This is a genomic window from Dolichospermum sp. UHCC 0259, assembly GCF_009711935.1.
Classification (GTDB): domain Bacteria; phylum Cyanobacteriota; class Cyanobacteriia; order Cyanobacteriales; family Nostocaceae; genus Dolichospermum.
This window is the reverse complement of the sequence record NZ_VIKX01000169.1, coordinates 1-24,224: the sequence shown is the minus strand read 5'-3', so window position 1 is coordinate 24,224 and position 24,224 is coordinate 1. Positions and strand designations below refer to the sequence as shown.

General features: G+C 37.8%; 19 protein-coding genes. 14 read left to right on the top strand and 5 right to left on the bottom strand.

The window, feature by feature from the left end; all coding sequences use genetic code 11:
- Positions 1-7 precede the first annotated feature (7 nt).
- The 3 genes from FJR05_RS13260 to FJR05_RS13250 all read right to left on the bottom strand — a co-directional run bounded on the left by FJR05_RS13260 (position 8) and on the right by FJR05_RS13250 (position 5,066).
- Positions 8-3,001, bottom strand: coding sequence for a peptidase domain-containing ABC transporter (locus FJR05_RS13260; protein WP_168644546.1), 2,994 nt, complete (start codon positions 2,999-3,001; stop codon positions 8-10).
- 56 nt (positions 3,002-3,057) lie between these two features.
- The gene (locus FJR05_RS13255; protein WP_168644563.1) at positions 3,058-3,762 is read right to left on the bottom strand and encodes a peptidylprolyl isomerase; all 705 of its coding nucleotides are present in this window, start codon (positions 3,760-3,762) and stop codon (positions 3,058-3,060) included.
- Between the two features lie 539 nt (positions 3,763-4,301).
- Positions 4,302-5,066 carry a COP23 domain-containing protein gene (locus tag FJR05_RS13250; RefSeq protein ID WP_168644545.1) on the bottom strand — a complete coding sequence of 255 codons (765 nt, stop codon included), beginning with the start codon at positions 5,064-5,066 and terminating at the stop codon, positions 4,302-4,304.
- A 731-nt stretch (positions 5,067-5,797) separates the two neighbouring features.
- On the opposite strand from FJR05_RS13250, the gene petC reads away from it, so the two are divergent.
- The 4 genes from petC to FJR05_RS13230 all read left to right on the top strand — a co-directional run bounded on the left by petC (position 5,798) and on the right by FJR05_RS13230 (position 8,536).
- On the top strand, positions 5,798-6,337 hold the full coding sequence (gene petC, locus FJR05_RS13245; RefSeq protein WP_168644544.1) for a cytochrome b6-f complex iron-sulfur subunit: 540 nt from the start codon (positions 5,798-5,800) through the stop codon (positions 6,335-6,337).
- A 76-nt stretch (positions 6,338-6,413) separates the two neighbouring features.
- Positions 6,414-6,920, top strand: coding sequence for a rhodanese-like domain-containing protein (locus FJR05_RS13240; protein ID WP_168644543.1), 507 nt, complete (start codon positions 6,414-6,416; stop codon positions 6,918-6,920).
- Between the two features lie 82 nt (positions 6,921-7,002).
- Positions 7,003-7,803: a type 1 glutamine amidotransferase gene (locus FJR05_RS13235; RefSeq protein WP_174783691.1), complete on the top strand. Its 801-nt coding sequence runs from the start codon at positions 7,003-7,005 to the stop codon at positions 7,801-7,803.
- A gap of 169 nt (positions 7,804-7,972) precedes the next feature.
- On the top strand, positions 7,973-8,536 hold the full coding sequence (locus tag FJR05_RS13230) for a GAF domain-containing protein (protein WP_168644542.1): 564 nt from the start codon (positions 7,973-7,975) through the stop codon (positions 8,534-8,536).
- Positions 8,537-8,573: 37 nt separating this feature from the next.
- On the opposite strand, the gene topA is transcribed toward FJR05_RS13230, so the two are convergent.
- On the bottom strand, positions 8,574-10,760 hold the full coding sequence (gene topA, locus FJR05_RS13225; RefSeq protein ID WP_168644541.1) for a type I DNA topoisomerase: 2,187 nt from the start codon (positions 10,758-10,760) through the stop codon (positions 8,574-8,576).
- Between the two features lie 210 nt (positions 10,761-10,970).
- Here topA and cruG point away from each other — a divergent pair, with 210 nt between their 5' ends.
- The 5 genes from cruG (at position 10,971) to FJR05_RS13200 (ending at position 18,219) form a co-directional block, all read left to right on the top strand.
- On the top strand, positions 10,971-12,173 hold the full coding sequence (cruG, locus tag FJR05_RS13220) for a 2'-O-glycosyltransferase CruG (protein WP_371416888.1): 1,203 nt from the start codon (positions 10,971-10,973) through the stop codon (positions 12,171-12,173).
- A gap of 143 nt (positions 12,174-12,316) precedes the next feature.
- Entirely contained in the window at positions 12,317-13,810 is a 1,494-nt protein-coding gene (locus FJR05_RS13215) for a dolichyl-phosphate-mannose--protein mannosyltransferase (protein WP_168644540.1), read from the top strand.
- A gap of 340 nt (positions 13,811-14,150) precedes the next feature.
- The gene (locus FJR05_RS13210) at positions 14,151-16,460 is read left to right on the top strand and encodes an ATP-binding protein (protein ID WP_168644539.1); all 2,310 of its coding nucleotides are present in this window, start codon (positions 14,151-14,153) and stop codon (positions 16,458-16,460) included.
- Positions 16,405-16,851 carry a response regulator gene (locus FJR05_RS13205; RefSeq protein ID WP_168644538.1) on the top strand — a complete coding sequence of 149 codons (447 nt, stop codon included), beginning with the start codon at positions 16,405-16,407 and terminating at the stop codon, positions 16,849-16,851. Before FJR05_RS13210 ends, FJR05_RS13205 begins: the two co-directional genes overlap by 56 nt.
- 204 nt (positions 16,852-17,055) lie before the next feature.
- Positions 17,056-18,219 (top strand): hybrid sensor histidine kinase/response regulator, encoded by a 1,164-nt coding sequence (locus FJR05_RS13200; RefSeq protein ID WP_168644537.1) that lies wholly within the window; start codon positions 17,056-17,058, stop codon positions 18,217-18,219.
- A 39-nt stretch (positions 18,220-18,258) separates the two neighbouring features.
- On the opposite strand, the gene FJR05_RS13195 is transcribed toward FJR05_RS13200, so the two are convergent.
- Positions 18,259-19,842, bottom strand: coding sequence for a B12-binding domain-containing radical SAM protein (locus FJR05_RS13195; RefSeq protein WP_168644536.1), 1,584 nt, complete (start codon positions 19,840-19,842; stop codon positions 18,259-18,261).
- A 260-nt stretch (positions 19,843-20,102) separates the two neighbouring features.
- On the opposite strand from FJR05_RS13195, the gene FJR05_RS13190 reads away from it, so the two are divergent.
- From FJR05_RS13190 to FJR05_RS13170, 5 genes are all read left to right on the top strand, one after another.
- On the top strand, positions 20,103-20,327 hold the full coding sequence (locus tag FJR05_RS13190) for an addiction module protein (RefSeq protein WP_168644535.1): 225 nt from the start codon (positions 20,103-20,105) through the stop codon (positions 20,325-20,327).
- Positions 20,320-20,619, top strand: a complete 300-nt coding sequence (locus tag FJR05_RS13185) for a type II toxin-antitoxin system RelE/ParE family toxin (protein WP_168644534.1) — start codon at positions 20,320-20,322, stop codon at positions 20,617-20,619. The genes FJR05_RS13190 and FJR05_RS13185 overlap by 8 nt, the downstream gene beginning before the upstream one ends.
- Before the next feature lie 13 nt (positions 20,620-20,632).
- Entirely contained in the window at positions 20,633-20,950 is a 318-nt protein-coding gene (locus tag FJR05_RS13180; protein WP_168644533.1) for an RNA-binding protein, read from the top strand.
- Between the two features lie 36 nt (positions 20,951-20,986).
- Positions 20,987-21,262 (top strand): DUF433 domain-containing protein, encoded by a 276-nt coding sequence (locus FJR05_RS13175; protein ID WP_371416887.1) that lies wholly within the window; start codon positions 20,987-20,989, stop codon positions 21,260-21,262.
- Between the two features lie 106 nt (positions 21,263-21,368).
- Entirely contained in the window at positions 21,369-23,948 is a 2,580-nt protein-coding gene (locus tag FJR05_RS13170; protein ID WP_168644531.1) for an N-6 DNA methylase, read from the top strand.
- Positions 23,949-24,224: the final 276 nt, after the last annotated feature.

Here is a 24,224-nt window from a genome sequence, read left to right as displayed (position 1 = left end):
GAACGAATTACAAGTTTACTTCCTGTTGTTGATAAAGATAGAAATAATGACCTTTAGCTGCCATGAGTTCTTGATGACTGCCTTGTTCTATCATTCTACTATTATCCATGACGACGATAGTATCGGCATTACTAACAGTATTTAAACGGTGGGTAATGAAGAAGACTGTATTACCTTTAAAGGCGCGAGCTAAGTTCAGACAAATTTGCCTTTCTGTGGGATAATCTAGGGCGCTGGTGGCTTCGTCTAAAACTAGGATTTTAGGTCTTTGTAATACAGAACGAGCGATCGCAATTCTCTGTCTTTGTCCACCAGAAAGGGCTGATCCCCGTTCTCCAACTCTTGTATTATAACCATTTGGCAAGGTCATAATAAATTCATGGGCAACGGCAATTTGAGCAGCTTCAATAATTTCTTCTGTTGTGGCATCAGGATTAGTTAAAGCAATATTTTCTTGCACTGTGCCATCAAATAAGAGGGTATCTTGGGGAACTACACCAATTTGCCGCCGTAGTGAATAAAGTTCGACTTTGGCAATGTCGTAACCATCAACTAAAATTCTGCCAGATTCTGTGTCATAAAGTCTGAGCAGTAATTTCATCATTGTACTTTTCCCTGAACCACTTTGTCCGACAATGCCCACAAATTTACCTGCGGCAAATTCGACGCTGACATTGCTGAGTTGTAGTGGTCCACTGGCAGCAAATCGGAAGGAAACGTTTTCATATTTAACAGCACCGCTAATAGCAGGAAGGGGAATATTATTCCGATCTATTTCTGCTTCTTGTGGTGTGTCCACAATATCACTTAATCGTTCTAGAGATAACCCAGTTTCTTGGAAGTTTTGCCAGATTTGTGCCAAGCGTAAAATCGGGGTAGTAACGTAACTAGAAATAATCCGAAAGGCAATTAATTCTCCTAATGTTAATTCTCCTTGCAAAACTAAATAAGCTCCCACCCATAAAACTAATAAACTGCTAAGTTTACTGAGAAACTGACTGGTTGAATTAGCTAATGTGGAAGTGAGAACAGTTTTAAAACCGGCGGCGACAAACTTAGCGTATTTCTTTTGCCAAGAAAACCGGGAGCGTAATTCAATATTTTGGGCTTTAACTGTTTGAATACCTGACATAACCTCAACCAAATAAGATTGAGTTTCGGCATTCCGTTCAGCTTTAGTTCTTAATTGTCTACTGACTGTAGGAGCAGCAATTAATGTCACTACCACAAACAGAGGAATTGTCCCTAATCCGACGAGAGTTAGTTGCCAACTGTAAAACAGCATGACAACTATATAAACGACGGAAAATAGGGCATCTAAGACTACTGTTAACGCCGTACCGGTGAGAAACTGACGAATATTTTCTAATTCATTAATTCTGGTTGATAATTCACCAACTGGGCGTTTATCAAAATAGCGTAGTGGTAAGCGCAGTAAGTGGTCAATAATTTGTGACCCCAAACTCATGTCAATGCGGTTGGTGGTATCTACAAATAAGTAAGTCCGCAAGGTGGTTAATACTGCTTCAAACACACCCACTGCTAATAGTAATACCCCTAAAATATTCAGGGTACTAATACTATTCTGGACGATGACTTTATCAATGATTAGCTGAATAACTAGAGGATTAGCGAGGGCAGCTAATTGAACGAAGAAGGAAGCAATAAATACTTCTATCAGTACCCGGCGGTAACGTGATAAGTAAGGAACAAACCAAGATAAACCAAAGCGTTCTTTGGGTGTTTCTTTGGTTGCGCTCAGTAATAGAACTCTAACTTGTGGTTGCAGATTAGCGTCATCGGTTTCTAATTCTTCTACCAGTTGATTAATTTGGCAGTTGATAATGCCTTGAGATGGTAAACCCAAAACTACTGTTTTTCCATCTACTGCATAGAGGACAGCAAAACTGTCACGATAGCGAATTAATGCTGGTGTGGGAATGCGATTGATAGAAACAGCGGGAACATCAACTAGCTGAGATTTAAGTCCAATTAGTTCTGATAAATAAGCGCAAACTTGAAAAGATATACTACCTTGACGCTTAATTTGGTCGTTTAAAATTCGCCGGACTACTTCTTTCCGAAAGGGCATTTCTAAATGCTTGGATAGCATTTGAAAACAAGCTAGAGTGGCATCTAATTCCCCTTGTCCCCGGAAAAATGGATAGTTTTGATTTTTAAATTGCTTGTTTGATGTGGTGGGAGGAACAAATTCTGGTTCTTGGGCGTAGGGAATTTCTGAATCTACTCTGCTATCTGATATAGTTTCTAATGTTTCTGATTCAATGGTGACACCATCAAGTAATGATAGGTCTTGAGGATTAATTCCCAATAAGCGGAGAGGAACGTTATCTTTAACTTCAATTACGTCGGTTTCTAGGCGAGAATTGGGTGGAAAATTGGGGAGGGAACTACGACCACTAACAAACCATACGCGATCGCTGTCTAATTCTCTTAAAGCGGTTTTTCCTGGTGATAAATAATGAATTTTTGCTGCTAATTGAGCCTGTTGGGTAATCTCTTTGAGGTTGTGATTGACTAAAGCTTTTTGTGCTACTTGTGAACTCAAAATATCAAAGATTTCAATGAGGTGACTTTGGTTTTGACGAGCTTTAGCAAAGGCTGGATTGCGGTTGATAAATTGCAAATAATCTGCGGCTTTCCAGGTTAAACAGATGACTTCAGTGGAAGCGATCGCTGTTTCACAAGGCAATTCACGTAACCAAGAAATTTCGCCAATTGTTGCCCCTGGTTGCAGCAATTTTAAGGTAATTGGTAGTTGGTTTTGGGGATTATATCCCAATAGTCTGACGTTACCTTGATAAAGAATGGAGATCCTTTCTGGTAGTTGTTCTTTACCAATAATTTTTTGCCCTATTCGATAACGTAAAGGCTGAAGAATTTGTGATGATAAGAGGTTGTTAATTTCTTCGTCTGATAATTGATCAAATCCTTCAAGACTGGCAATGAATTCTTCAAAGGTACTCTGAGTATAAGTCATATTGATTGAGTTATTTATTTCACTTTATATTGGCGAAAAGGTTGATATTTGGCGATTTACATGGTCTGAATCTGACATTTTTTTTCTGTCATTTGTGTTTGTAACCACTGATTAAATCGTTCATTTAGTAACCGCTGTCGCATGGAACGATCTAGTTGGGCTGGTAGTATTTTTTCTAATCGAACAATTACTATCACGTTATTGATTTGAGTTGGTGGTGATAGTTGTTGTGGTTGACTTTTGGAGAGGATATTCACCAATGTGGGATGGAGGGATTGTAAATCTATGGGTCCGACTAAGCCATCTGTTTGGGATTCTGGGCCTTGGGCATATTCCCGTGCTAATTCCGCAAAAGATTGTTCACCCTCTTGAATACGGAAGTAGATTTCTTGAGCGATACCAATTTCTGAGGTGGTAATTAGGGAATAAATCACCCTATCTAACTGGCTTTTCCGTTGGAAAAAGTAGGAGTTTAAATCCCCTCCCCAGGTTTCCTCTTTGAACTTTTCCAGTTTTAATTGTCGTACCGCCATGATCTGCAATTTTTGGAAACTTTCGCTCTGTGGTTCTAGTCCCTGATATTGTTGGGCTAATTGTTCACAGGCTAGTTGTTCTTCCTCTGGGGTACAGACAATTTCTGCGATCGCTTGATCAATGAGTATTTCCTTAATTAATAGCGGTAATAGCTGGTATTCCGACAATAATGATAAAACCTCTGTGGACTGGAGGATGCGATCGCCCAATTGTAGAACTTGATTCATATTACTTGTAATCAGGTTTGTCACCATTGTTAATTTCTCTTAAAAAGATAGTAGAACTAGATTGTCACCAAGTTATATTTTGGTTAAATTATACAATTTATGACAAATTTACTCTGCATTGGTTTCAGTGTAGTATTTAAATACTAATTATTTGCCAATCACCAAAAGTTGATTTTTGGGAATTTAAGTAGTCAGAGTGTTGATATTTGGATATTATCGTACCAACGTACCATAAATTAATAAATTTGTCATATCGAACTTACTTTCTAGGAAATGGGGCATTATGACGAATTAGCAGCCTAAATTAGATAACCAGTCATTGCGGTTATTGCGTATTCTTCACTTACTAACTAATCTTCAAAAATCAATCCTGAGAAATAATTACAACACCTAATAAGTTAATACAGGACAAAATTATATAAAGGGTAAATTTAGTTTCTCTAAAAAGGTAAATATAATCACAAAAATATTGTAGGGGCAAACCCCCTGTGGTTGCCCGAAATCGGATGTCAACCCCCTGTGGTTGCCCGGAATTCTAATTAACGAAATCTGCCTGGATTTAGGCGACTAGGACTTTGGCGTGTGGTATTACCCTTAATTGCGACTCCATTTCTCAATTTTCCGCCTGTACCACCATCTTTAGGATCAAGGAATGGTTTCAAATTAATTCCAGCTTTAGTAGAAGTAACTTGATTCTTGCTACCACCTAAAAGCGTTTGTCCTAGACTGTATAAGCTATTGTTATTACCTCTGTTACGATTAGTGTAGGTATTAACAGCAATGGTTTGTTGTCCACCATCGGCATTAGTGAGGTTTTGGAATACACTATTCCGAATAGTATAGGGATCTTTACCACGAGGGACTGTTAAGACAATTCGACAACTGGGTTGGGATTCGGTGGTGACACAGATAATATTTTCGCTATTTTCTACCGCTATTTGCAGTTCTTGTAATCCATCGGGGCGATATGATTCTAAACGGGTGGCGATCGCCTGACAACGTTTTTGAGCATCCCAACCACCGCCTAAATTCTGAGGTGCAGCCCAAGCAAAGTATTGTCCTGGTTGACTTTGGGGCTGATACATGACTGTAAACTGTCCATTGTTAGACTGACAACTAAACCTGGCGCTACTGTCAACTGTGGTGGAAGTTGGCATAGTGGTTGATGAACCTGATGGTACTGTAGTAGATGAACCTGATGACTCTGTAGGAACAACAACTTGAGCAAAAGCTACAGGATTACCAAGAAATAAGGAACAGCCCAGACTACTCAACAATAAAACCCGCAGTGATTTTAATGACATAAATATAACCTTTGTTAGAAACAGGTAAATAGCTGATATCTCTATTGACGGAGAATATATTTTTTTGATTCATTCACAATACCTGTTTTTTTGTTTTTAGTATATACATCAGAAACCGCTACAAGCTACGAAGGATTATCAGCAGCTTACAGCGGTTTCTCGATTAGGTTGTGGTTCAATACAAAAATATAGGAGTGGACTGGACAAGCAATCAATTAAATTCGATTTAAGTTACGCTTCCCTTATTTCTAATGGGCAGACACTTCTGGCTGTGAGTTCAACACCTCCAATAACAATTTGGTGAGTTTTAGGCGAAAAAACTTTGACAGGAAGCTAAAATCTAAAATTGATTGCCGAGACACTAGAGCAGGAGGCACAAACTCTAATGAAAAGTTCGGATTTAAGGTTTGACTTTTAACCTTTTTGTACCCTGCCCTTAACCTAGCACGAGTTTTTTTATTTATGTTGTCTGTTTACTAAACTTGAAATTTATTAATATATCGAAATAATTCGGAAATTTTTCTGAGAAAGATAGCATGATCGCTGGGATTGATCCATAGCTAATTTTTTGAGAAAAAATTCCTCACACATCTAGTCCTCTTGATTTTCCATTTCCTACCTTGAGAGTGATTTCATGAATTAAATGGGAATGCTATAAGTAACAGCAATACAATCATATTTATCATTTCAAGCCACTCAACACTTGTACTAAAACTAAAAGGTATAAAATAATGACAAATAGTCTTCCTCTAGAAATAGAAAGTCCCTCAATTTCGAGGCGACAATTACTCAATTTTCTTACAGGTGCAGTTGTTGCCACTACAGCCGGCAGCGTATTGTATCCTGCGGCTAAATTCTTTGTTGCCCCCACAGAAGTGGGTGGAGATGGTTCTATCCTCGCCAAGGATATTCATGGAAATCTCATTCCTTCTAGCCAGATTTTAGCTGAACCCGTTGGCACTCGTGCTTTAGTTGCAGGTTTAGCAACAGAACCTACTTATCTCACAATCCAATCAGATGGGACTCTGCATCCTTGGGGAATTGTTGATATCTGTACTCATTTGGGTTGTACCTTTCCTTGGAATCCCAATGACAACCAATTTCAATGTCCCTGTCATGGTTCTCGCTATGATGCTGATGGCAGAGTAATACGAGGTCCTGCACCTCTTCCCCTCAAGCTTGTTGGCGTTAACTTGGAAGGTGAGTATATCCGCATTTCTCCCTGGATGGAAATTGATCCCCGAACTGGTAAAAAACCTTGGTGGGGTTAGTAATTATTGTTCAACAATAATATGGGGATAAAAATAATGGAACTTTCCCGGAAAAATCTTTAGCAAATCATCACTTATGAAAATCCAACGTTTTGTAAATGTACTTTTATTAAGTATTTTTGTATTTATTTGTACGTTTTATATTGTTAGCTATGACTTATCAGCAGTAGCATTGCCTTTATCACTAACGCAGAAAATCGCAGTAATAGATAATTCTAATGCTGAAGAGCTAACAATAGTGGATAATTACCTCAAATCCATACCTGGAAACTATTACACAGTAGGGAAAGTGGAAGAGTTGCAACAGTTGTTGAAACAAGATCATATTTTTCTGGTGGATGTCAGAGAGCCTTCTGAGTATGCTTCAGGTCATATTGGTAATGCTATCAATATTCCTCTACGAACCTTGGCGCAAAACCTCGACAAGATCCCGAAAAAACAACCTGTAGTAGTTTACTGTTCCGCTGGTTATCGTTCCGCAATGGCGGTTATGTCTTTACACTTGTTGGGCTATGATAATGTGCGAGGTTTCCCACCCAGCATGAATGGTTGGAAAGCAGCTAATACAGCATTGGCAAAATAACTAACCATTAAAAATTCCTAAAAAGCCTGTTTAACTTATTCCCTACTAACGTTATAGTAGAGGTTTTATAAGTTATAAACCGATGGAAATTATTATTGGTTGGCTATATCCTAAGTTGATGAGTACCTACGGCGATCGCGGAAATGTGATTACTATCCAACGTCGCGCCCAATGGCGGGGATATAATGTGATTGTTTTACCCTTGGATCAAGAATCTACCGCAGAGGATATAAAATCAGTAGATGTGATTGTGGGTGGGGGCGCACAGGATCGTCAACAAGAAATTGTCATGCGGGATTTACAAGGGGCAAAAGCGGAGGCAATGCGTGATAAAATCGAACATGGTACGCCGGGAGTTTTTACTTGTGGTTCGCCCCAATTACTCGGAAATTATTATGAACCAGCCTTTGGACAAAGAATTGAAGGTTTAGGAATCTTGGATTTAGTTTCCATCCATCCTGGTGAAAATACTAAAAGATGTATTGGTAATTTGGTGATAGAAGTAACAGCTTCTCGATTGGCACAGGAACTAGAAGCAATGACGGGAACAAAACCTTATTTAGTCGGGTTTGAAAATCATGGTGGCCGGACTACATTAGGAAAAGTGGAAGCTTTGGGGCGTGTGGTGTATGGCTTGGGGAATAATGGAGAAGATGGAACAGAAGGAGCATTTTATCAAAATGCGATCGCTACCTATTCTCACGGACCATTATTACCAAAAAATCCTTTCGTAGCCGATTGGTTAATTCAAACCGCGTTAAAGTTAAAATATCAGCAAGAAATTAAACTTTCACCTTTAGAAGATACTTTGGCAATGCAAGGACGGGAAGCGATATTGAAACGCTTAAAAGTTAATTTGCCCAGTGTAGCTGGCGTTAGTTAGGTAATGGGTAATAGGTAATGGGTAAAACATTCTTCCCAATTACCAATCACCAATTACCAGATTCATAAATTACATTATTTCTTTATTAAATAAGAATAATTTTCTGTACAATGTCTGATAAGTTTCTATAGAAACCTGAAATTGTTTAATTAGTTATTATTTTAAATCTGTGCAACTTCCTTTCGACTCCGCTCAAGGTAAACCTTCTTCTCCAGAATTTGAAAATCGTTCAAATCATCATCCTGATGAGGGGTTACAAAAATTACTGAATCGCCTTGTTAGCAGAATGGAACGAGATGAATTAGTGCGACAAACGACAAATCACTTGCGAGAATCACTTCAGGCTAATCGGGTAGTCTTGTATTATTTCTATGAACAATGGTATGGACAGGTAACATTTGAATCATTGAGTGCTGATGAATATTCGATCCTTGGTTCTACTGGACCCAGCGATTGTTTTAACCATGAATATGCTGCTTTGTACTTAGAAGGAAGAATTAGAGCGATCGCTGATATAGAATTAGAACCAATTCAGGATTGTCACCGTGATTTTCTTCGCAGTATGCAAGTTCGCGCCAATTTAGTAGTACCAATTCTCATACCGCGAGGATTATGGGGACTATTAGTAGCACATCATTGTCAAAATTCCCGTGATTGGACTGTAGCAGATATTGAACTGATGCAAACAGGAGCGCGAACTTTAGCAACAGATTCTAATATTTTAGAAAGTTAAAAATTAAACCCATTAATTCATCCTTCCTTATCTGCGTTCATCCGCGTTTATCTGCGTTCAATTCATTCAAATTCCCAAATTTAGGACTCCACCATCCCTTTGCAGTATGAAAATAAGCCACATCTTTATGTTTTGTATCCTTCCATGAATCCTGACCAGAACACCGCAGCATAGTTTTATTTTGCCCATCTTTAATATAACTGTATTCTTCCAAAGGCTTCTTGCATACAGGACAAGGATATGCAGTAATTTTTGCCGAAGGTTTGGGAGAATTTTCATTTGTAGATGTTTTAGTTTTTGGTGCTTCCCACTTCTTGCTAAAATCGCTCCAAAATAGAACAATGTTTTCGCAACCACTCACACATTTGAGGAAGTATTTCTTTTTAACTTTACTGCTGGGAATTTTAGCTAAACACTCCTTACATTCAGGACAACGAGTTTTAGAAGTTTCATATTTGCGCTCACCAAAATTATTATTTTTAGCTGTAGTTGATGAATTGATAACCACAGTTTTAGCCTTGGAAAGTGCAGGAACAAAATAACTTTGATTCCAATTAGTTAGGTAATGTTGCCAAGAGTTTTTTCCTTCAGAAATTGCATCTAGGGCATCTTCCATTTTAGCAGTAAATTCGGCTTCTAATAAATCTGGTAAAGCCTTTTGGAGAAATTCATCTACTTCTAAACCTAAATTTGTGGGTTGCAGATTGTCTTTTTTCAAATCCACATAATTGCGTTTCTTTAAAGTAGCAATTGTTGGAGCATAGGTGCTAGGACGACCAATTCCTTTACGTTCCATTAATTGCACCAATTTGGGTTCACTATATCTGGGTGGTGGTTGGGTTTGTTTCTGATCATGTCCAGCTTTGGCTAAATTCAGTTTTTGTCCCTGTTGTAATAAAGGTAAAACGGCATCTTTGCTCAGATTTAGCCAATATTTTGCATAACCGTAAAATTCAATTACTTGCCCTCTAGCTTGCCATAAAATATTACCTGATTTCGTAATTACCAAAGTTTTACGAAGTTGTGCGGGACGACATTGGGAAGCGATCGCTCTTTTCCAAATCATCACATATAGGTTAAACTCATCTTCAGGTAATTCTGCCCGCAATTGCACCGAAGGACGAAAAACATCTGTGGGACGAATAGCTTCATGTGCTTCCTGAGCCGTTTTACTACTACGCTGCTTGGCTACTTGCTGAGGCACATTTTCAGGATCATTTTGTTCCAACCATTGACGCGCACTAGCACAAAATTCAGGACTCAACATGACTGAATCTGTTCGCATATATGTAATTAACCCTGCTTCATATAGCTTTTGTGCCACCTGCATGGTTTTGTCAGGGGAAAATTTCAACTTTGAACCGGCAGCTTGTTGGAGGGTAGAGGTAGTAAATGGTGGAGGGGGTTGACGATAAACGAGTTTCCCTTCTAAGTGAATAATTTGATGAGGATGACGTTTTGCTTCTTCAACTAGTCTGTTTGCTTCTGCTTCCGAGAGAACGCGCTTAGATTCGGGTTTATCTGGGTTGTTACTAGCTGCATCATCATGAGTTTCCGTTTCCGGTTCTGATGTTTCTTTCTCAATATTTGCCGTACCTTTATAAAAAGCCCGAAATCCTTCTTGATAATCTACCCAGACACTCCAGTAATCTTGGGGAACAAAAGCCAGAATTTCTCTTTCGCGCTGACATATTAGGTGTAATGTGGCGCTTTGGACTCTACCTACGCTTTTTGCCCCGTTATTTAATGCCCAAACTAAGGGACTACCTTTGTAACCTACCAACTTATCAAGACAATCTCGACATAATCCTGCACCGATGAGATTGGTGTCAAGTTTTCTGGGGTGAGCGATCGCATTTCGCACCGCTGATGGTGTAATCTCAGTATAAACTACCCGTTTTGGGTCTCTTAATCCTAACGTTTCTTTAAGATGCCAAGCAATGGTTTCTCCTTCCCTGTCTGGGTCTGTAGCTAAAACAACTTCATCAACCTGCCTAACAGCCGCTTTTAATTGTTGAATTGTTTCTTTTGCCCGTTGGTCACGAGGTATATAATTACAGCGAACAGTATTACCATCCATTGTAAATCCTAGTGAATCATCACCGTCGTTACTGAGTTCACGGATATGTCCACAACTAGCGCGAACAATCCAATCTGCACCGAGAATTTGACTCAGTTTTTTGACTTTTCCGGGAGATTCGACGACTAGGAGACGTTTGGGCATGGAACTTGTTTTTTGAGATGCTTTATATAGGATAAAATAAATGGCAAGATTTTTATAGGAAGTTGGGAATTTGAATTGTCAGTATCAGCAGTAACTTGTAGAAGCAAAGAAGTTTTAACGATCGCTCTCCTACCCCCTGAACGGTTACTATTTAATTACATATAGCTGGATAATTTAGGTCAATTTGCCTAAATTGCGAGAAGATTTAGAGTGGCTAGTTTATACAAAAAGTCAGGGTTAAAATTGCTAAATATTATTCCGCTTTTATTGCTACTTATCCAAGTACCGGCAACGGCGATTTTGCTTTCCCGTTTGCTGAAGGGTCCAAGACGTGATCCAGCTTTGACACCACAACAGCCGACACCGGAACTTTTAGGAAGTGTGAGTGTGGTTGTACCGACGTTAAATGAGGCGTTGCGGATTGGTCCGCTTTTGGCTGGTTTGAGTCGCCAAAGTTATGAAGTTCGGGAAATTATTGTGGTTGATAGTCGGTCACAAGATGGTACTGCCGATTTGGTAAAGGCCGCAGCAGCAAGTGACCCGCGCTTTCGGGTGATGACGGATGATCCTTTACCTTCTGGGTGGGTGGGTCGTCCTTGGGCGTTGCATAATGGTTTTTTGTTCAGTTCTGAGGGGAGTGAGTGGTTTTTGGGTATGGATGCAGATATCCAACCTGATGCTGGTTTGGTGGCGAGTTTGGTGAAAACTGCGATCGCTAAAGGTTATGATTTGGTATCTTTATCACCGCAGTTTATTCTCAAGTATCCGGGGGAATGCTGGTTACAGCCGGCTTTGTTAATGACGTTGCTGTATAGATTTGATCCGACGGGGATTTATACTGAACAACCGGAACGGGTGATGGCTAATGGTCAGTGTTTTTTATGTCGTCGGTCTGTGTTAAAGGCTGTAGATGGCTACAGCAGTGCGAAAGGTTCTTTTTGTGATGATGTGACTTTGGCTCGGAATATTGCCTCTGCTGGCTTTAAGGTGGGCTTTTTGGATGGAGCTAAGGTGCTAAGGGTGAGGATGTATGAGGGGGCGTGGGAAACTTGGAACGAATGGGGACGCAGCTTAGATTTAAAAGATGCTGCAACTCCGGCTCAGATTTGGGGGGATTTATGGGTATTGTCGGCGGTGCAGGGTTTACCATTATTGATTTTACTGGGTTATTTGTTGCTTCCCAGTGTGGTGCTTTCACTGCCATTAATGCTGTTGTTAGGATTGAATATATTTTTGGTGGTGATTCGGTTTGCTTTATTATTAGCGATCGCTCCCTCCTATGATCGCAAAGATGCTACTGGTGGTTGGTTATTCTGGCTTTCTCCTTTGGCTGACCCTTTAGCAGTGTTACGCATCTTTTTATCTGCATTTCACACTCCCAAGCAATGGCGCGGGCGGAAATATGGTGATTAATGCTATCGCTCTTTATCTTGTTGGGGAGAGCGATCTTAATCATTAGAAATTTTAAACTGAATTATTCTACATTGGTGGACAACAAGATCCCCGACTTCTCTAAGAAGTCGCGGATCTAACTCGGAAAATACCTGAAGAACATCATGAAAAAAACTTGGTTTCGATTAGGCATAATGGGCATATTTCTACTTTCCTTTAGCTTACGTTTTTGGGGATTAAGCAGATTTAATACTTTAGTATTTGATGAAGTTTATTTTGCCAAATTTGGTAACAACTATCTAACCAATACACCATTTTTTAATGCTCATCCACCATTAAGCCAATATCTAATTGGGTTAGGGATTTGGATCAGTAAATACATTCCTATTGGTCGAGATACTGTCAATAGTCTCACCGATTCTTTATTATCCCCTTGGAATTATCGGTGGGTAAATGCACTCACTGGATCATTAATTCCCGTAATCGTGACTTTATTAACTTATCAATTTAGTTATCGTCATCGGTTTGCTTTATTAGCAGGATTTTTTACAGCTTGCGATGGATTATTTTTAGTAGAATCTCGTTATGCTTTAAGTAATGTCTATATAGTTATCTTTGGTTTACTTGGACAATGGTTATTATTATTAGCATTAGATCAGCAAAAACAAAATCGTTGGTCATGGCTAATTCTTTCTGGTATTAGTTTTGGTGCTTCTATTGGTACAAAATGGAATGGTTTATGGTTTTTAACTGGTGCTTATGGTGTATGGATATCAGCCTGGATAATTCGCTGGTTACAATATGAAGATCATACATCTCGCAGTCCACTATTTTCTTATTTACGGTTTTTTAACTCTGCCAATAATTCGCCGACTGATACTATAAAATCACCCTTACAAAATCTGACAAAAATAAATATTTGGCAAATGTTTTCCTATTTAGGAATTATTCCCGTAGTTATTTATAGTCTGATTTGGATTCCTCACCTCCAACTCGATAAAAGATATGGATTTATTGAAGTTCATAAACAAATTTTACACTTTCATCTGCAATTAGGTGGTAATAGTCCTAGCGTTCATCCTTATTGTGCTGCATGGTATAAATGGCCATTGTTAACTCGACCAATGGCTTATTATTATCAAACTGCTCAAAGTAGTAAAGATTCCTTACCTGTTTTTGGCCCACCCTTGCCCGCTGGTGCTGGTAAAGTAATTTATGATGTTCATGCTATGGGTAATCCTTTTTTATGGTGGTTTGGTTTAGCTGCGATGATCTTTTTAATTGGTATGGTAATCATCACAATTACAATGCCGGTAATAGAAAAAAAGCGGTTATTTATCCCTAAAAATCTCACCGTTGATACTTGGATTGGCTTATTTTTAGTCATAAATTATGGGGCTAATTTACTCCCTTGGGTAGAGGTAACAAGGTGTGTTTTTATCTATCATTATATGTCTGCGGTTGTATTTACATTTATAGCGATCGCTTGGTTTGTTGATCAATGTCTGCTGAGTTATTATCGGCAAATTCGGGCAGTGGGTGTGACTATAACTTTTATCATTGTCGCTGCTTTCATTTTCTGGATGCCTATTTATTTAGGTTTACCTATCTCTCCTGATGGTTATAGAATGCGGATGTGGTTTAGTTCTTGGATTTAGTTAGAACTAGGAATAATGAAAAATTGACCGCAGATAAACGCAGATAAAGACGGATGAATTAATGAATTAATTTCATGATTTTGTGCAGCCACACATAAAATTGAAATTGCTTAATATATATACACAAAAACTGCGGATTTAATCATTTTCTCTTTTACATTTCTTATCTATATATTTGGTAACGGCTAGTTCTTCTGTGTAAGAATGTTAGGTAAGAGCAACTATAATTATGGGCTTTACCACTATCACAGGTACTAAATCCAAAAGAATTTTTATAGGTGTGAGGAATTTAGATTAAATTTACATATTTTATGCTCCAAAATTATTGAGGAAAGACTCTATGGATATCAATGTTAAGCAGCAGCATATTAATATCACCAGCTTAAAAGAAGCGCCAATACATTTGGTTAGTGAAATTCAGCCGCATGGAATTTTGTTAGTCTTACAAGAGCCAGATTTACAAATATTACAAGTTAGTCGCAATACTTTCAGCACTTTTGGTATATCTCCAGAAGATATTGTCCAACAGGAATTAGAAGATTTACTAGATCCTTACCAAATCCAGAAAATTAAATTTTGGTTGTCAGAAGAAAATCTGGATTTTATTAATCCTACAAAAATTTGGATTAAGCAAAAAGGAGATGAATATACAATATTTGATGCCACTTTCTATCGTAACTCTGAAGGATTTTTAATCTTAGAATTAGAACCTACGGCATCTCAAGAAAATATTCCCTTTTTAAGTTTTTATCATTTAGCTCAAGCCTCAATTAATCGGTTAGAAAAAAGTAAAAGTCTAAGTGATTTTAGTCAAATCATTGTGCAAGAAATTCGCAAAATGACTGGATTTGACAGAGTAATGTTATATAAATTCTGTGATGATGGACATGGTTCTGTAATTGCTGAAGAAAAAATAGATGGTTTAGAGTCTTATTTAGGATTACATTATCCAGAATCAGATATTCCTCAGCCAGCACGACAATTATTTCTAGAAAACTCTATTAGAGTTATTCCCGATACCAGTGTTCAATTATCAGCCGAACTTTTTCCGAGAATTAACCCATTTACTGGCAAACCTATTGATTTAACTAATTCAATTCTTAGAAGTGCCGCACCGTGTCATCTAGAATATTTACATAATATGGGCGTGGCTGCATCTTTGACAATTTCCTTAATTAAGGATCACAAACTTTGGGGTTTAATTGCTTGTCATCATCAATCACCAAAATACGTTTCCTATGAATTACGAAAAGCTTGTGAATTTTTAGGAAGAATTATATTTTCAGAAATTTCTGGCAAAGAAGAAACTGAAGATTACGACTATCAGCTAAATTTAAAACATATTCAATCACTATTGGTTGAATATATGTCTCAAGAACCTAATTTTATTGATGGTTTAGTCAAAAATCAAATAAATCTGCTCAATTTAACTAGTGCTGAAGGTGCAGCCATCTATTTTGGGGGAAAATATACTCTGATTGGTAATACTCCTCAAGAAGAAGAACTAAATTTTCTAGAAGAATGGCTGAGAAATAATCTAAAAGACGAGGTATTTTTCACAGATTCTTTACCTCAAATCTATCCAGACGCGATTAGCTTTAAAAATGTTGCGAGTGGTTTATTGGCTATCCCCATTTCTGGGAAAAATTATATATTATGGTTTCGACCAGAAATGATTCAAACTGTCAATTGGGGTGGAAATCCCCATCAGGCTTTCTCCATTGATGAATCTGAAGAAAATGTCCGTTTGTGTCCCCGTAAATCATTTGACTTATGGAAAGAAATAGTTCAATTAACATCTTTACCCTGGCAAAATGTAGAAATTAAAGCTGCATTAGAATTACGAAAATCCATCATCAATATTATCCTGCGTCAAGCTGATGAATTAGCCCAATTAGCGGAAGATTTAAAACGTTCTAATGCAGAATTAAGAAAATTTGCCTATGTTGCTTCTCATGATTTGCAAGAACCATTAAATCAAGTCGCTAATTATGTGCAACTTTTGGAAATGCGCTATGAATCAGAACTAGACGCAGATGCAAAACAGTTTATTGGTTATGTTGTCGAAGGTGTAATTTTAATGCAGACGTTAATTGATGACGTACTCGCATACTCCAACGTAGATACATTAGGAATTGCTTTTCAACTTACCGAAGTAGAAACAGTTTTAAATCGGACTTTGAAGAATTTACGTCAACGCATTGTGGAAACCGGCGCAATCATTACCCATGATCCCTTACCCACAGTTATGGCTGAGGAAACACAATTAATCCAGCTATTTTTGAACCTCATTGGTAACGCTATCAAATTCCGCAGTAGTCAATCACCAAGGATTCATATTAGTGCGAAAAGATGGGAAGATGAATGGTTATTTTCAATTCAAGATAACGGAATTGGGTTAGATCCACAATTTAGCGATCGCATTTTTATCATCTTTCAACGTTTACACACCAGAGATGAATATCCGGGTACAGGAATAGGTTTAGCTATTTGTAAAAAAATTATCGAATGTCATCGGGGACGGATTTGGGTAGAGTCACAACTCGGTCAGGGTGCAACTTTCTACTTTACCATTCCCATCAGAGGTTGTGATCATGAGCGTCAAAATAGCAGAAACATCCAAAATAATCTTTTTAGTGGAGGACAATAAGGCTGATGTTCGTCTCATTCAAGAAGCATTAAAAACCAGTCTATTACCTCATCAAGTAATCACAGTTAGGGACGGTGTGGAAGCTATGAATTACCTCCATCAAGCAGGAGAATATGCTAACGCAACACGTCCTGATTTGATTTTATTAGACTTGAATTTACCCAAAAAAGATGGTAGGGAGGTATTAGCAGAAATTAAATCCGATCCTCAACTCAAACGCATTCCCGTCGTCATTTTGACAACATCAAAAAATCAAGATGACATTTTCCATAGTTATGACTTACACGCCAATTGCTACATTACTAAATCTCGTAATCTCAGTGAGCTATTCCAAATCATTAAAGGTATTGAGGACTTTTGGTTTTCAACCGCGACCTTACCACTAGAATAAAACTATAGCAGGAGTCAGGAAGTAGGGGCGCAGGCCCTGCGCCCAGTCAGTAGTCAGAAAGAAGAAAGAATCAGGAATAATAGTCTTTTACTTGATGGCTTTTACTGTAAATTTTATATCTCTTATAAGTGGATATTACTATATTCAATATATCCTCGAAAACTGTTTATCTAACCCAGAACTCGCAAGAGGTAAAACCAGGAAATGATTACCGCAACTTCTACATTAAAAATCCTACTAATTGAAGATAACTTAGCAGAAGCCAGGTTATTGCAAGAGTTTATTAAACTCACCAAATCTCAAAATTTTAGTTTAGTTCACGTTCAAACACTTGAAGACGGAATCAAACAATTAAATAGCGAAAAATACGACGTAATTTTATTAGACTTGACCCTTCCTGACAGCCAAGGATTATCTTCCATCTCTGAGTTACTCCAGCAAAATCCTAGCAATCCCATCATAGTTCTGACTAACACAAATGATGAAGAACTAGCCATTGAAGCTGTCAGACAAGGAGCGCAAGATTATCTAGTTAAAAGACACGTAAATCCAGATACATTGGTGCGGTCTGTGCGATATGCTATAGAACGCAAACAATTTTTAGAACAATTAAATCAAGTTAATCAAACATTAGAAACTCAAGTCGAAGAAAGAACAGCAGAGCTTTTGAAATCTCAAGAAATTAATCAGCTTAAATCTGAATTGGTTTCCACGCTTTCCCATGATATTCGTAATCCTTTAAATACTATCCTTCTAGCAGCAGGATTACTAGAAAGGCATAATCAAGGACTGACAAATGATCAAGAAATCAATCATTTACAACTAATTCGCTCTGCTATCAACAATGTATCAAATTTATTAGATGAAGCTTCATTAATTAGTAAATCGGATTCAGGTAAATTATTCTACGAACCACATATACTCAACTTAGAAAAATTGTGCTATGAATTAGTAAAACAATCTCAATTATCTGCCCAAGAAAAACAGTTGACTCTAACTTTTACCAGTTCTGAACACTGTTTAGAATATCTGGGAGATGAAACCCTCTTAAAGCATATTATCAGTAATTTACTCAATAATGCTATTAAATATGCAATTCCTGGCGGTACAGTCCTATTTGAATTAATCAAACAAGAAAAAACAGTAATTTTAAAATTTCAAGATCAGGGAATTGGGATTACAGAAGCAGACCAAAAACAACTATTTCAATCATTTCACCGGGGCGAAAATGTGGGGATAATTCCTGGTAGTGGTCTGGGATTAACAATCGTCCAACAGTGCCTTATAGCCCACAGAGGGGAAATTACAGTTAATAGTCAAGTGGGAGTAGGTTCAACATTTACAGTGACTTTACCGATCACAAAATAGATCACCGACTTCTCAAAGAAGTCGGTGATCTGGGTATTATTAAACTACAGCTTCGACTTTTTCCTTCACAGGTACATAAGGTGTTTCTGCACCTTGGGCTAAATACGCGGCTAATTGACTTTCGATTTCATCGCGGACAATTTGCCGATATTCCATAAAATGCTCAATGTGAGCGCAGGTAGAAACGTATTGTTCTATCACCTTGGGATTATGCTTGAGAATACTAAACAAATGATGCCAGAACTTCCAGCGAGTTTGGCGTTTAAATCCTTGTCGCCAAATTACAATTAGTAAGGCTCTGACAACTACCCATTCTGGCATTTTTGCCGGCGCTGTATATCTAGCTGGACCTAACATCATAAAACAGCGATAGGTGCGATCTAAATAGGCAGCAGGATCATATAAAGCACAGAAAGCTTCCACATATTCTCTAGCTAATTCTTCCAGAGGACGGGTAGGAATAAAATTCATCAATGTGGTTTGATTGATATTCCCGTCTTGGTTTTCCCGTAGTCTACCTTCTTTGGTCAGCCGATGCCACAGCGCGGTATTGGGTAACGCCTGTAACATAGCAAAGGTAGTGGAAGGAATAGCTGCGAGTTCGGCAAATCTAACAATGCGATCGCCCGCCCCCGCTTTTTCACCATCAAAACCAATAATAAACCCAGCCATTGGCCGCAGTCCAGCCTTAATAATGGTTTCCACCGACTCAGTTAAGGAACTGCGAGTATTTTGGAATTTCTTAGTTAGTTGTAAACTATCTTCATCTGGGGTTTCAATCCCCAAAAATACCGCTTTAAAGCCACAATCAACCATCAACTCCATCATCTCTGCGTCTTGCGCCAAATCAATGGAAGCTTCGGTGTCAAAATTGAACGGATATTGATGTTCTTCCATCCAAACTTTTAACTCTTTCAGCAACAACTTCACATTTCGCTTGTTGCCAATAAAGTTATCATCCACCATAAACACACCCCGCCGCCAACCCAAATCATAGAGATAATCTAACTCGGCTAAAAGTTGTGCAGGTGTTTTGGTTCTCGGTTTGCGTCCATATAATACAATGATGTCGCAAAATTCGCATTGGAAGGGACAACCCCGCGAAAACTGCACCGACATCATATCATAGGCATTAAACTCTAGTAAATCAAAGCGGGGAATGGGTGTACTGGTAACATCAGGCTTTTCAGTAGCGCGGAAAACTCCAGATTTTTCGCCCCGTTGCACAGCTTCCACAAACATGGGTAAGGTGATTTCCCCTTCATCCAGAATCAGGTAATCTGCCCCTGCTGCTTCGACTTCATGGGGTGTAGAGGTAGGATAGGGACCACCCAAAGCCACCAGCTTACCCCGTCGTTTCGCTTCCCGAATTTGCTCAAGTAAGTCTTGTTTTTGGACAATCATGGCGGAGAAAATCACCATATCTGCCCATGCCCACTCTTCTTCTGTAGCAGCGCGGATGTTACGATCTACAAGCTTAAACTCCCACTCTTGGGGCAAAATTGCCGCTACCGTCACCAAACCCAATGGTGGTAACAATACCTTTCTGTCAACTAGCGCCAGAATTTTCTCATAAGACCAAAAGGTGCTTGGAAATATTGGATAAACTAGCAAAACACGCATAGTATCACCCCTCACGATTTATTTGTGATCTAACTGTAACCAAAATTCAGACTAATTGACTTTTTTCTCAAGCCTGTTGTATGTGAGAATGTCAGAATCAGGATGACCTGTTACTGAGCGAAGTCGAAGTACAGGATTTAAGGATGAACAGGATGAAGACTGGGATTTCAGTTTAAAGATTATTAATCCTTTTAAATCGCGTTCTTAAAATCTGTGTTGTGTGTAATAATAGAGCAATAATTTTGATCGCTTAGTTGATTATGAAAGTAGACTTTGCACCGATTTTTGAACTAGGGTTGTCAGAAAAGCTACAACTTCTAGAAGATTTATGGGATGATATTGCTACGAAATCAGCTAATCTTCCTGTATTAGACTGGCAAAAAGAAGAACTTGCTCAAAGAAAAGCTCTCCATTTACAAGATCCCAGTTTAGCTAGTTCTTGGGAATCAGTAAAAGCAAGAATCCGTAGTCGCAGCAATGGTTAAGAGTCTCATCACTTTAGCACAAGCAGAACAAGATATTGCTGATGCTTATGACTGGTATCAGGGGCAAGAAATCGGATTGGGTGACGAGTTTCTGCGGTGTGTTGATGCTTGCATCCAATTTATTGCCAAAAATCCTGAAATGTATGAATTTGCTCATGAAACTTACAGACGTGCTTTAGTTCGTAGGTTTCCTTATGCTATTTTCTACGAATACTTTGAAAATGTAACAACTATATACGCGGTGTTTCACTGTTCTCAAGATCCTAAAAAATGGCGCGATCGCTTAAAATAATATAATTTTTATTATGTATAGGACAAGTTGGGAAAATATTAAATCTAAGTATAAGCTAGGTCAGTTTGTTCTGGGAAAAGTTGAATTTCATACACCCTTTGGCGTTTTTGTCAATATTGATGAGTCTTTAGTTAAGGGGTTGATCAAAATCCCAGATTTTTTAGATGAAGGGGGGATGAGTCCAGAAATGTATCCAGAAATTGGTACAACTGTAGGCGCGGTTGTGGTTGGATACAATGAGAGTAATTGCCACGAGGTGTATTTAAGTGCTAAACCTAGTGTACTGCATAAAGCTCTTGTACCTTTGAAAATTCCTGCTTTAGCTGGTTAAAGCTAATTGACTTTTTTCTCAATTTGCCTGTTATATGTGAAAATAGAGAAAGAATTTTTATATTTCAGGAGTCCTACAGTGCTGGCTCAATTAGATCGCATTACTGTTAATCCTAACGTTTGCCTTGGACAACCAACAATTCGAGGAATGCGGATTACTGTGGGCTTTATTTTGAAATTGCTTGCTAGTAACCTTTCGGTTCAGGAAGTTTTAGCAGCTTATCCAGAATTAGAGGATGAAGATATCCGACAGGCTCTTAATTACGCAGCTTGGACTGTTTCAGAGAAAATTGTAGGTATTCCTTCAGCATGAATAACCTTCGCTCTCTTGCTGATCGATAATAATGTATACTGATTTCGACATCTAATATTCAATAATTCTAGGTTAAATGAGAAACATTTTGTGCGATTTATCGGATTTGTCTAATGAAGCAAGTGTAGAGAGTTGGTTTATTAACCCATTACTGGAAATATTAGGTTATGTTGCTTCTGAGATAAAACTTAAAACTTCTATTGATTCTATAAAGGTTGGACAAGGCAGAAAAAAAGTTTCTTACAAGCCAGACTATATTGTTTCAGTAGATGGCTTGCCAGTAATTGTTATTGATGCCAAAAGTCCAGATGAAAATATAGATAATTGGGTATCTCAATGCTCATCCTACTGTTTAGAAATTAACAGGCTTTTTGATGGATTTAATCCTGTTAAATACTTTGTTTTAACCAATGGAATATTAACTAAATTATTCAGATGGGATCAGAGTGGTGAGATCATCACTCTTGAATTTATTAATTTTCAAGAAGCAGATGAAAAATATATAGAACTGACTTGCTTTATAAGTAAGGAAAATATTGCAAAAATTACAGAAGACGAACAACAAGAAGTTGGTCAATCTCTTTTTGAATTTGCACCTACTTCATTAGATAAACTATCAAAACTTTTTGAAAATATTCATCAAAGTATTTGGCAAGAAGAAAAGAAAACGCCAAGTGCTGCTTTCATGGAATTAATTAAGATAATTTTTGTAAAGCTTCAGAAGGATAAAGAATTACGAGCAAGATTAAGAGAAAAGCCGCCGAAGCTAGAGGATATTATTTTCTCTAAGTATTGGATTTCTAGACAGACAGAAGTTGAAAATCCAGTCAATGATATCTTATTTAAGAATTTAGTAAGTGGTCTTGAAAGAGATATAACAGAAGGAAATAAAAAGAGATTCTTTGACGCTAATGCGGAAATTAACTTAAACCCAAAGACTATTGAAAGAATTGTCGAAAAGTTAGAAAATATTGACTTATACAGCATGGAAGAAGACATACATGGACGTATGTTTGAAACCTTCCTCGATGCAACTGTTCGTGGTCAAGAGTTAGGGCAGTATTTTACACCTAGAGATATTGTTACACTAATGGTTAAAATAGCTGATCTAAAAGTCTCAAAGGATAGGTGTGACACTGTTCTAGATGCTTGTAGTGGTTCTGGTGGTTTTTTAATTGCAGCAATGCTTGATATGCTAGGCAAAGCAGACAATCTTGTGGGAATTTCCAATAGAGAGAAATCAAGGATTAAAGAGCAAATAAGAAACAAGCAAATATTTGGAATCGACGCAGGAAGTGATCCACCAATTTACAGGATTGCTCGTATGAATATGTATCTTCACGGTGATGGAGGTAGCAATATCTTCTTTGCTGATTCTTTGAACAAGTCAATTGGTCAAATTGGCAGAGGAAGTATCGAGTATGACAGAGAAATTAGAGAATTAAGAGAAATTTTTCCTGTAAAGAAATTCGATGTTATACTCTCAAACCCGCCTTTTTCTCTTAGGTATGATTATAAAAATACAGACCAAGCAGCAGTTTTAGATCAATATGAATTAGCTACTATTTCAGGCATTCGAGGTTCTTCTCTTCTCAGTAGTGTCATGTTTTTAGAGAGGTATAAGGATCTTGTTTCTGAAAATGGAAAAGTATTAGCAATAATAGATGAATCAGTTCTGTCTGGAAGCAATTATCAACCAATTCGGAATTACATTAGAAATAATTTTATTATCAGAGGTATCATTTCTTTACCTGGAGATGCCTTCAAAAGATCCGCTTCGAGAGTGAAAACCTCTATTTTAATTTTGAGGCTAAAACAACCAGAAGAAGTACAGTCTGACGTTTTTATGTCCAAATCTGTATATCTAGGCTTAGGCGAAAAAATAGCCAAAAGACTTGGAATTAGCAAGCAAGAACTTGATTCTGGAAAGGAACAAGAGCTTCAAGCAATAGTCGATAATTTTAAGAAATTTGAACAAGGCATTTCAGGTAATTATGTTGTTCCTATTTCTAGAATTGAAGATAGATTAGATCCTAAGTATTGCTTCAATGATAATGGAAGAAGAAAAGGGTATTGGACAAGCCAAAACTTATCTATTGTGAAATTAAGACAGGTTTTACATGAAGATAAAAATCGAGGAATTAGTGTTGAAAATGAAGAAGAATATCAGATGTTAAAAATTAATTATGGAGGAGATATCTTAGATGGAGATTTGAAAGAAGGCAATGACTGTTCATATCCTAAGCTTTATAGGGTCAAAGCTTGGGATATTCTGTTTTCTAATATGGGTGTTGGAAGAGGTGCGATTGGAATTGTACCTCCTTATCATGAAGGTAAGTTTGTATCAAATGAATATACTATTTTAGAGGCAGATTCAAAAGAAGAAGCTGTTTACTATACTACCATTTTAAGATCAAAAGAAATTTTGGGTGATATACTGTCTAGCACAACTGGAATGAACCGTGGAAGAATTAAGTGGGAAAATATGGCAGAGGTGGAAGTCCCTCAATACAATCCCAATAGAAATAATATGACGAGTAGTGTGTCAGCCTTGGAAAATTTGTGGCAAGCTTATGCAAGCTATTTGGAATCTCAGTCCGAATTCGCCCACAATTTGACTTATAACTTGCATTTAGAAGATGAAGATGCAAAGATTCGTTGGTTATCCAACAAGCCCCCTGAATAATACAGTAAAATCGCCCCTCTTGTAGAATTACATTTTATTAACCCACCTTTTTTGTTTGTATGAATGGGATGTTTGCGACAAGGAAAGTGATCTTTATGCTTCATGTAAGATGATCAGGCGATCGCATGGGATAAACTGGAGGAGTGCGATCGCTATTGATATTATCTTAGAGGTTTAAATATATGACAAACCGTGAGCAATTAAGCCAAGAACTCGAAAAAACTCCCGATGATATTGTGCAAATGTTACTAGTACACTACGGCGTAAGTGAACGAA